This is a genomic window from Clostridia bacterium (assembly GCA_017620395.1).
In the GTDB taxonomy this organism is placed as follows: domain Bacteria; phylum Bacillota; class Clostridia; order Oscillospirales; family RGIG8002; genus RGIG8002.
This window is the reverse complement of sequence record JAFZQJ010000021.1, coordinates 1-9,572: the sequence shown is the minus strand read 5'-3', so window position 1 is coordinate 9,572 and position 9,572 is coordinate 1. Positions and strand designations below refer to the sequence as shown.

Annotated in this window: 6 protein-coding genes and 1 tRNA gene; 3 read left to right on the top strand and 4 right to left on the bottom strand. The window is 55.7% G+C overall.

Annotation, left to right across the window (positions count from 1 at the left end; translation table 11 throughout):
* Positions 1 to 197 precede the first annotated feature (197 nt).
* Positions 198 to 3,296 (bottom strand): HD domain-containing protein, encoded by a 3,099-nt coding sequence (locus tag J5441_04100; protein MBO4934336.1) that lies wholly within the window; start codon positions 3,294 to 3,296, stop codon positions 198 to 200.
* A 246-nt stretch (positions 3,297 to 3,542) separates the two neighbouring features.
* Here J5441_04100 and J5441_04095 point away from each other — a divergent pair, with 246 nt between their 5' ends.
* Complete coding sequence (locus tag J5441_04095) at positions 3,543 to 4,853, top strand: HD domain-containing protein (protein MBO4934335.1); 1,311 nt, start codon at positions 3,543 to 3,545, stop codon at positions 4,851 to 4,853.
* A gap of 101 nt (positions 4,854 to 4,954) precedes the next feature.
* On the opposite strand, the gene J5441_04090 is transcribed toward J5441_04095, so the two are convergent.
* From J5441_04090 to J5441_04080, 3 genes are all read right to left on the bottom strand, one after another.
* Positions 4,955 to 5,428 (bottom strand): hypothetical protein, encoded by a 474-nt coding sequence (locus J5441_04090; protein ID MBO4934334.1) that lies wholly within the window; start codon positions 5,426 to 5,428, stop codon positions 4,955 to 4,957.
* A 98-nt stretch (positions 5,429 to 5,526) separates the two neighbouring features.
* Positions 5,527 to 5,603, bottom strand: a tRNA-Met gene (locus J5441_04085).
* A gap of 228 nt (positions 5,604 to 5,831) precedes the next feature.
* The gene (locus J5441_04080) at positions 5,832 to 6,614 is read right to left on the bottom strand and encodes a ZIP family metal transporter (protein MBO4934333.1); all 783 of its coding nucleotides are present in this window, start codon (positions 6,612 to 6,614) and stop codon (positions 5,832 to 5,834) included.
* 148 nt (positions 6,615 to 6,762) lie between these two features.
* On the opposite strand from J5441_04080, the gene J5441_04075 reads away from it, so the two are divergent.
* Positions 6,763 to 8,100 (top strand): hypothetical protein, encoded by a 1,338-nt coding sequence (locus J5441_04075; protein ID MBO4934332.1) that lies wholly within the window; start codon positions 6,763 to 6,765, stop codon positions 8,098 to 8,100.
* Positions 8,101 to 8,109: 9 nt separating this feature from the next.
* Positions 8,110 to 9,381: a PHP domain-containing protein gene (locus J5441_04070; protein MBO4934331.1), complete on the top strand. Its 1,272-nt coding sequence runs from the start codon at positions 8,110 to 8,112 to the stop codon at positions 9,379 to 9,381.
* Positions 9,382 to 9,572: the final 191 nt, after the last annotated feature.

The following is a 9,572-nucleotide window of genomic DNA, read 5'->3' as shown; positions in this document are numbered from 1 at the left end:
GCAGTTTTGAACGAGATGTTTATCGTTCAGGCAAAACAACAAAACAGCGGTCATACTTGATGTATGGCCGCTGTTTTTTGTGAAGCATGGGCGGGAAACAGCCGTTCAAAACCCGACTTATCCCTAATTTGCGCGCCCTTTCGGGTGAGGCGGTTCTTTCATAAATGCGCGGCGCGCGTATCCGGTTTTGTTTCCGGTCAGTTATCCGCGTTCTGCTGATCGTCGCCTTTTCTGATCCTGTGGGTCTTGCCGTCGCTGCCGAGGTAGGTGTTTTCGGCGGTATACGGCTTCAGCTTTCCGGCCGATATCATGCCGACGACGACCTTTGCGATCTCCGGATCGAACTGCGTTCCGGAGCAGCGCTCGAACTCCTTGAGTATGACCTCAAGCGAGAAGGGCTCCTTGTAAACGCGCTTTGACGCCATGGCGTCGAAGCAGTCGGCGCAGCAGATGATCCTCGCGACGAAGGGGATGTCGTCGCCGCTGAGGCCTTCGGGATAGCCGGAGCCGTCGTATTTCTCGTGGTGGGATTTCGCGCCCTCGATTATCTGCGGTATGGTCGAAATGCCCTTCAGTATCGCGGCTCCGCGCGTCGTGTGGCTCTTCATCACCTTGAATTCATCGTCGGTCAGTCTGCCCGGCTTGTTGAGGATGCTGTCGGGGATCGCGATCTTTCCTATGTCGTGGAGAAGTGCGATGTAGTAAATGTTGTCGACCTCGTCGGGGTCCATTCCCATATTCTCCGCGATCAGCTTGGAATAGTAGCCCACGCGGATGGAGTGGCCGTTCGTGTATTCGTCCTTCGCGTCTATGGTGCGGGCGATCGCCTGAATCGATTCGACGGTTATGTTCTTGTATTCCAGCTGGCGCTTCAGCGAACGCTTCGTCTTGGAGCGGATGATGAGGTAGGCGATAAGCACCACCGCCGCGGCCGCGAGCGAAAGGATGATGAGCCAGAACCACCACTGCTCCTGCAGCTGCTTGTCCTTGCCCAGATGGATGTCGATGACGTTGGAGTTCTGTCCGTATTCGTCGGTAACGTAGATGTGGAAGTCGTAGCTCCCGCCGGGGAGGTTCGTGTAGTAAATGCTGCGGTTGTCGTCCGAATACGCCGTGTAATCGTCGTCCACGCCGTCGAGCTTGTAATAGATGGTATAGCCGTTATTCGGGCGGAACCCGAGGATCGAGAGGTTGAAGGCGACACGGGAAACGTCCTTTCCGATGCTTATGTCGTTGCCGTAATAATGCTCGCCGTCGAGGTCGACGGAGGTCACGGCGATCTTCACCGGAACGGGAACGTCTCTCGTCAGATTGAAGTCGTAGACGAAGATGCCGTTCGTCGACTGGAGATAGTATTTCTTCTCGGCTTCGTCGTAGTAGCCGGAGGTGTTGGCTATGACGGGCTGCAGTCCGTTGGTCGCGTCGTAAAGCTCGTAGTCGTTGAGGCGGTCGCCTTCGAGCGAATCGGCGATGTAGAGCTGAGTCTGGCTGCCGATGACGTATTTATACTCCGGCTTGCCGTCCTTTTCGCCGTATTTGATCTTCGCGAGCTCGACGATCGAGCCCTTGATGTAAGGGATGGCGATCTCTTCGGAAACGCCGCCGCCGTTTTCGGGATCCGTTCTGAAGAGGCGGCTGTTCAGCGTGTAGTAAAGCCAGTCGCCGTCAACGAGGAACTTGAGTCTGTTTCCCGTGATCTCCTTTTCGGTGGGGATCTCGGTCGCGGTGGTGAAATCGTCGTCTACGACGTAAAGGCCCTGAGTGCGGTCGAAGAGTATCTTGCCGTCCTTGGTCTTGTTGATATACAGAACGTTGGAGCCGATATGCATGACGGAAAAGGTTTCGCCGTCGAAGCGCATGATGCCTCTTGCGTATCCGAGGACGAGATAGTCGTCAAAGCTCCGCATCGAGCGGATGGAGTCAGTCAGCGTGATATCGGGATCATTGACGAGCGCGCCGAGGTGATTGCGGATATATTCCTGATCGTAGATGACTACGCTTTCCGCTTCGGGATCGTATTCGACCAGACCGATGCTGTAAACGGCGAAGTATATCTTGCCCCTGAATACCTCAACGTCTTTCGGCGCGTAGGTGAAGGTGAAGCTGCTGTCGCCTTTGGCTTTGCCTTCGCGGTCCCTGATTCCGGCGTATTCGTCGATGGACTGCATGATGACGTTGTCCGGCAGGATGGCGTTGTTTATCAGATCGTATCTGTAGATCCTGTTCGCGGAGACGATATACAGTATATCGCCGTACTTTTCTACCGCGTAGACGTTCCTGTCGAACGCGGGCGGCGCGTTGAGCGCCTGCCAGGTCTGATCGTCATAGAGCAGCTCGGAAAGGGCGTTCCTCGTGATGATGGAAACGCCCGAGGCGCCGATGTAATGAGAAGCGACCCAGAGGTTGCCCTCGTAGTCTATCATCAGATCGACCAGCTGGCTCTTGTTTTCGAGATCGCCGGCGAGCGTCGTGGCCGGTTCGCCCGAGCTGAAATCGATGCAGTAGATTCCGTTCTTTTCGCAGGCGACGAAGAGGATGTCGTCCTTCTCGGAATACAGCATCTTGTTAACCTGATCCGGAACGGTCAGATCGCCGAGCGGAGTCGCGTTTTTCATATCGTATCTGTGGATGACGCCGCTGTCTTCGGCCATATACAGCGTGGCCCCGTCGGAATAGGTCTCAAGGACCCTCGAATTCAGCAGGACTACGTTTCCGTTTTTGTCGAAGATCCCTTCGTCCATCTGATAGAAATAGCCGTCTCCTTCGGGATAGAGCGCGATATCGCGGACGAGCTTGCCTTCCGTTCCCGGAATCGTCGTCTGCGTGCCGGCGGCGATATCGTAAACGACCCCGCCTCTGTCCTGAGTCGAGACGTAAAGCAGGTCGTTCGCTTCGTCGAGAATGAGGTCGGAGATAACGCCGGCGTCCATGACGAGCGGCTCGAAGCGGTTGTCCTTATAAGCGTAGACGTGCTCGGAGGTGGCGACGTAAAGCGTGTTGCCCTTGGCGGCGAGAGCGCGCACGTTGATGACGGCGTAATCCTCGCCCTCGTATTCGAAGCTCTTGTACGTCACGAATTCTCTTGAGTCGTAGCGCGTCAGTCCGGAGTACTGGGCGATCCAGACGTAGCCGTCCTCGGTCTGACACAGAGCCTCCGCGCCGGAGACCTCGAGGTCAACGGGGATCTCCGTCTTGTTGCTCATATAAGACTCCGCGAAAACCTCCGGCGAAAAGCCGAGAACCGTGGGCGCGAGGATCAGACAGGCCAGCAGCAGACTCAGCAGTGATTTCTTCATGTTATCATCCGGCTCCTTCGGAAACTTTTGAAGTAGATTGACACAATTCCCATTCTACTATAATATAGCAAATAATCGGGCGTATGTCAATATTTTGCTTAACGTGCATATTAAATTTTATGCTTACGGTTTCCGACCCGCCGGAGCAGAGTAAAAATATCATTTAATTCGCCGACACGGATTGCATTTTTTACAAAAATAAGGTATAGTTATTAAGCATTTTTGAACGTAAACGCAGGTGCTGTTATGAAAATCCTTCGATTCCTTAAAAAAGAGTTATTCTATGCCGGGCTCACTAAAGAAGAGTTCCGTCAAGTGCGGGAGCCAATCGGCGAAAGAAACCGAAAATCCGTGATCTCGTGGTCGAGCATCGTGGGACTGTTTTGGTTCGCCGGTTATTTCATATACGGAACCCCGGAATACGCTAAAGGCAGGGCCGTTCTTGCCTTCTCGTTCGCGATCTGCCTTATCACGCTTATGTCCGCTCTGTTTCTCATCAAACGCTTTCAATGGCTGCTTCATCCGACGATGTATCTTCTGGAACTTTCCGTTTTGGGGACGGGCATCGGACTGGCGGTCGTGCAGCCGGATCAACGGATCGCCACCGTGATCGCCGCCGCCACGATCATACCGACGTTTTTCATCGACAGAACGATCGCGGCGATCCACGTGGAGGGCGCTGCGATTGCCGCGTACGTCGTTTTGGGGAAACTGTTTATTCTCCCCGAAGTTTTCTCTTGGGGGCTGGAAACGCTGATACTCTTTTCCGCCGCCGGAGTCATAAGCGGACACGCGATCAATAAAGCCCGCTTTGAAAGATACGTCTATGCGGATTCGGCAAAGAAGCTGGCGGATATCCAAAAGAATTACAATAAAGAGCTTGAAAAAGACGTCGCCGCCAAAACGGAGCGGATCGTCGCTCTTCACGATCAGCTTATCATCGGTATGGCGACCATGGTCGAAAGCCGTGACAATTCCACGGGAGGTCACATTCGCAGAACGAGCGCGGGCGTCCGGTTCCTGACGGAAACGATCAAGACGGATAAATCGCTGAACCTGCCCGAGGGATTCTGCGAAAAGCTTATCAAGGCTGCGCCTATGCACGATCTCGGAAAGATTGCAGTCAACGATTCGATCCTGCGCAAGCCCGGACGGTTCACTCCGGAAGAATACAACGAAATGAAGAAGCATGCGGAGGAGGGGGCCCGTATCGTTCGCGAGATCCTGACGGATACCGACGATGATGATTTTCGCCGGATCGCCGAAAACGTCGCTCATTATCATCACGAGAGAGTGGACGGATTGGGTTATCCGGACAAGCTTAAGGGCGACGAGATCCCGCTTGAAGCCAGGATAATGGCGATCGCAGACGTGTACGACGCGCTTGTCAGCAAGCGCGTCTATAAGGAGAGATATTCCTTTGAAGAGGCCGACCGTATAATCATCGACGGCATGGGAACACAGTTCGACCCCTGCTTGAGAAAGCATTATGAAGCGGCGCGGCCGAAGCTTGAAGCCTATTATGCCGGCAGTCAACCGGAAAGCCGACCGGTATGACGGCGGCCGTCTTTGATTCCGACGAATCGGCGTTGTGTTTTTGAATTAATCAGTCCCACTAAATAAAAAGGAGCAGGAAAACCTGCTCCGATACATAGGAGTTATTTTTTGAAATGTGCTGCTAATCGTTGAAACAGTGATTTTTTCGGCTTATCGGGATATTCACCGCCAAGAAGCCAGGGCAATTCAATACCTGTGACAACAATGCTGAAATAATCGCCTTTCTGCTCGTTAGGATAATACTCGTTATTGATTGAAACCTTTATAGGACGGTCAGAAGCGTTCAAGATAATATCATTCTGATCCTCTGTAATGATTCTTCCGACAACCGTATAAGCAACAAACAAGTATTGAATCATACCGTTTTTTTCAAGATAAACGGAGCCGGTTTCGTCAGGACGCGAGATATCCACGCCAAACTGCGACAAGAACGAATCAAGTTCAGGAAATTTTCCTTTTGCAAATTCCTGATAATTCTTATCGTCGCAGCAGTCACAGACAGTATGAGATTTGTAATACTCCCGAGTCATTTCAAGATCGAAATCAACAGTCGTTCTTTCGATGGTCAGCGTCATAATAATCACCTCTCCGATTGCATAATATCACAAGAACAAGAAAAAAACAATAAAAATTACGAGTGGTCATAACTCGAATCCGTTATGACCACTCTAAATGGTTGCGGAGGAGGGATTTGAACCCACGACCTCCGGGTTATGAGCCCGACGAGCTACCGAACTGCTCTACTCCGCGATATTGGCGCTTCGTTTCAGCGCTCTGTTATTATACAACATAGATACGCATTTTGCAAGCATTTTATTCAAAATTTTTATAAAAAACTTAAAACAAGCATTGATTGAATGATAAATACGCAAAACGCGTTATTTTTAACCTCGGCCGTCGCCGGGAAACGCATATGAAACGGGGAACAAGCGCACGCCTGCTCCCCGCGTTTTAATTTGAAACCGTTCTTTCCGCATCTCACCCGAACGCGATATCGAGTGCGAGCATTACCACGAAGCCGACCGCGAAGCAGATCGTGCCGGTGTTGTAGTGCCTGCCGCCGGACATTTCCGGCACCAGCTCCTCGACGACGACGTAGAACATCGCGCCGGCGGCGAAGGCGAGCAGATAGGGCATTATCGGCAGGAAGAGCGACGCCGCGAAGGCGGTCATCAGCGCGCCTATCGGTTCGATTACGCCCGAAAGCATCCCGTATACGAAGGTCTTGCCCTTCGGCATGCCCTCCGCGCGCATCGGCATCGAAACGACCGCGCCCTCGGGGAAGTTCTGCAGCGCTATGCCTACCGAAAGCACGAGCGCGCTCGCGAGCGTGATGGAGGTGTTGCCGTGCATCCAGCCGGCGAAGACGATGCCTACGACCATTCCCTCGGGCAGATTGTGCAGCGTGACCGCGAGAAAGAGCTTCGTCGTCTTCTTCAACCCCGTCTTAGGGCCCTCCTCGCTCTTGTCGAGGTGGACGTGCGGGATAAGCAGATCGAGCGCGAGCAGGAAGAGCATTCCCGCGAGGAAGCCCAGCCCGACGGGGATGAACGAAAGCTTGCCGTAGCTCTCCTTTGAAAGGTCGAGCGCGGGGAGTATCAGACTGAAGAAGGACGCCGAGACCATTATCCCGCCGGCGAAGCCGGAGAGCGCCCCGCTGAGGCGTTCGCTCATCTCGTTTTTCAGGAAAAAGACGCAGGCGGCGCCGAGCGTCGTCCCGAGGAGCGGGATCAGCAGACCTATCGCGACGTTTAACCACATAGTCAACACTTCGTTTCGTTATTATATCTAATGAGAATATTATCATAAAGTCGCCGGAATGGCAACAGTTTTTTCCGTATCAACGGTTGCTTTTACACGCGGATGGGGTTATAATTGAAAAGTAAAGCGAAGAAAAGGGGAGGAGCGCATGAGCAATCAGGTTTTCAACTACCTCGTGACGCCGTCGGTCGTCCGCGCGGACGCGGAAACGGAGATAACGATACGCCCGCTCGGCGAAAACGCCGCGGTCGCGCGCGGCTGCGTCTACACGCTCGAAATACGCGAGCGCGACACCTTCCGCGCGCTCCGGGAAGAATTCCCGATCTGCAAATACGAATGCGCGCCGAACGAAGCGGGCGAGCTTGTCTTCACCCACCGCTTTCGCGGCGAGCAGCGGCACACGATCATCCTGCGCCGTCCGGAGGAGGACCTGCGTTCGCCGTATTACGAAATAAACAACCGCCGCAAAAAGAGGCCGGATAACTGCACGGCGGTGCTCGCGGTCTATTCGCTCGCGCCGGATCTCTACGGGCTGCGCTGCTTCAAGGGCGAAACGCACTGCCACACCTACGAATCCGACGGCGTGCAGGACGCGGTACACACCGTAGCGAACTACCGCGCCGCGGGCTACGACTTCGTCGCGCTGACCGACCACTTCATGTCGTACGCGTCGGAGAAGGCAAAGCGCGTTTTCGGCTCCGCGCCCGTTGCGATGACGATGCTGCTCGGCGAGGAGGTCCACGTCCCGACCGAGCGCGTCCACACGATACGTATCGGCGGCGAAGTCAGCGTGAACGAATGGTTCCGCGCGCACAAAGCCGAAGCGGAAGCCGAGGTCGCGGCGCTCGCGCCGACGCTCTCGCTCCCCGACGGCATCGACCGCGAGGACTACGCCTGGCGCGTCTGGATAGCGAACAAATCCCGCGAGCTCGGCGGCATCGCGATACTCGCGCATCCGTTCTGGATATGGGAGGAGGTCTACTTCATCCCGCCCGCCGTCACGCGGCAGCTCCTGCGCGACGGTGTTTACGACGCGCTCGACCTGCGCGACTACGACATGGAGCCGGCCGTCGCGCTGTGGGAAGAGGTACGCGCCGAGGGCGTGAAGATACCCGTCGTCGGCTCGACCGACTCGCACTATACCTACGCGGCGGAGCCGAAGCTTCCCGCGAAGGGCGGATACACCTTCGTTTTCGCGCCCGTCCGCTCGGAAGCGGCGCTGCTGAACGCGATCCGCGCCGGCAGGTCCCTCTGCGTGAAGACCGACTGCGCGCCGGAGTTCGTCCTCGGCCCCTACAGACTGACGAAGTTCGCGCGCTTCCTGCTCGATAAGTTTTACCCCGTCTATATGCGGCTCTGCCACGGGCAGGGGGCGCTTATGGCGGATTACTCCGCGGACGGCGCGCCCGACACGCAGACCGAAACGCTGCTCGGCGGTCTGAGCGAACGCTCCGAGCGCTTCGCCCGCGAATTCTACGGATATTGAGGTGCAAAAATGGGGATTGAGATAAAAGAAATATACCCGCGCGTCTTCCGCGCTGACGAAAAACAGACAATATACGTCCGGACGAACGGCGAGCCCGGCCCGCTTTTCGCGAAGCTGCAGCCGATGGAGAAGCACGCCGTCACGCATTCGCCGGAGTTCCGGATCCAGTCGGGCGATATACGCTATCCCTACCTGCCGATGAACGACCTCGGCGGCGGACTATACTCCTTCGAGGGATACTTTGAGGGAGAGCAGCGCTTCTCGTTCAAGGTGAAAAGCGGCGAGGAGGAGCCGCGCCGCGCCTTCCTCTATTCGATAAAAGAGGATCTCGCGAAGCTGCGCCCCTTCAAGTGTGAAACGCACTGCCACTCCTGCCGCAGCGACGGCAGCGGAACGCCCTTCGAGGTCGCCTGCGCCTACCGCGCCGCGGGCTATGACTTCATCGCGCTGACCGACCACGGCTGGATCGAGCCGTCCTACGAGGCGAAAGAGCAGGTCTCCGCGCTGACCGACGCGTTTTTCGTCATACAGGGCGAGGAAGTCCATAACGACGGGAGCTTCTACCACATCGTCCATTTCGGCGGTAATTACAGCGTCAACAACCTGCTCCGCGAGAAGAAGGAATATATCGAAGAGCAGATCGATAAGCTGCTCGCCGAACGCGACTTTTCCGACGTTTCCGACGCGCGCGAGACGGCGTTCCGCACGGTCATCGCGCGGGAGATACGGAATGCGGGCGGAGTCGCGGTAATGGCGCACCCCTACTGGGACGTCGAGGGCGAATACTTCATGCCGGTCGAGGAGTTCGTCCACCACTGGAAGCACGGCGATTTCGACGTGCTCGAGCTTTTCGGCGGACACGACGACGTCGGCAACGGCAACAACCTCTCGGAGATCCTGCGCGGCGAGCTGCTCGCGCAGGGGTACCGCATCCCCGTCCTCGGCGCGTCCGACGCGCACGTCACGAAGCGCCATTGCGGCTACGACTATTTCGACCTGCAGTTCTCGATCGTTTTCGCGGAGGATTTCGGGAGCGTCCCGCAGGCGTTCAAGGATGAGCGCGGCGTCGCGGTCGAGCGCCGTCCGGAAGACGGACGCTTCCGCTGCGCGGGGCAGTACCGCTACGTCAAATACGCGCGCTTTCTCATAGCGGAGTATTATCCGCGTTACGCGGAGCTTGCCGCCGTACACTCCGCCGCGATGGCGGCGCACGACAAAGCCGCGATCGCCGCCGCAGAAGCGGATATCGCCGCCTACCGCAAACTCTTCTTCGCCGTCTGACCGTACTTTTTTGATACAACTCGCTCCGAAAGGAGGGTTATTATTGAATGGGAGTGAGTTTTTGAAACTCCGAACCCGTTGCGGCACAACGATTTTGCGGTTTTATATCTCTCTTTTGATAACGATTTGATAACGCTCCCCATAGGCCGTATCATTCTGTATCCCCAGTGGATTGCGGGTAAAGAATGTTC

Excerpts from the sequence above, each read along its gene's own strand:
- J5441_04070 (MBO4934331.1), top strand. The coding sequence starts at position 8,110 with ATGGGGATTGAGATAAAAGAAATATACCCGCGCGTCTTCCGCGCTGAC.
- J5441_04095 (MBO4934335.1), top strand. The coding sequence starts at position 3,543 with ATGAAAATCCTTCGATTCCTTAAAAAAGAGTTATTCTATGCCGGGCTC.
- J5441_04100 (MBO4934336.1), bottom strand. The coding sequence starts at position 3,296 with ATGAAGAAATCACTGCTGAGTCTGCTGCTGGCCTGTCTGATCCTCGCG.
- J5441_04075 (MBO4934332.1), top strand. The coding sequence starts at position 6,763 with ATGAGCAATCAGGTTTTCAACTACCTCGTGACGCCGTCGGTCGTCCGC.
- J5441_04080 (MBO4934333.1), bottom strand. The coding sequence starts at position 6,614 with ATGTGGTTAAACGTCGCGATAGGTCTGCTGATCCCGCTCCTCGGGACG.
- J5441_04090 (MBO4934334.1), bottom strand. The coding sequence starts at position 5,428 with ATGACGCTGACCATCGAAAGAACGACTGTTGATTTCGATCTTGAAATG.